The 506-nt window shown below is 68.0% G+C and carries 1 protein-coding gene; it reads left to right on the top strand.

From position 1 onward, the window contains the following. Positions 1 to 506: transporter substrate-binding domain-containing protein (locus RISW2_RS23160; RefSeq protein ID WP_043775988.1), on the top strand; the 506-nt coding region annotated here is incomplete at both ends.

Below are 506 nucleotides of genomic sequence, written 5' to 3'. Positions count from 1 at the left end.
GCCCGCGGCTATGTCATCTGCGGCTCCGGCCACGGCACCACCGGCTTCTCGGCGCCCGACAAGGACGGCAACTGGAAGGGCCTGGACGTCGACACCTGCCGCGCCATCGCCATCGCGGTGCTGGGCGACGCCAGCAAGACGCGCTTCGTGCCGCTGACCGGCCAGCAGCGCCTGACGGCCCTGCAGACCGGCCAGATCGACGTCTTGCCGCGCACCACCTCGTGGACCCTGCGGCGCGACGCCAACGGCATCAACTTCACCTATCCGAACTACTACGAGTACGACGCCTTCATGGTGCGCAAGGACCTGGGCATCACCCAGACCAAGGACATGAACGGCGCCACCATCTGCGTGCAGACCGGCTCCACCAACGAGGTCACGGTGGCCGACCTGTCGCGCAAGTTCAAGCTGGGCCTGAAGACCGTGCTGTTCGACAACGTCGCGGCCTCGCGCCAGGCGTTCTTCTCGGGCCGCTGCGACGGCCTGATCACCGACGCCTCGGCGCT

The organism is Roseivivax isoporae LMG 25204 (genome assembly GCF_000521865.1).
GTDB lineage: Bacteria > Pseudomonadota > Alphaproteobacteria > Rhodobacterales > Rhodobacteraceae > Roseivivax > Roseivivax isoporae.
This window is presented reverse-complemented; position numbering and strand designations above follow the sequence as displayed.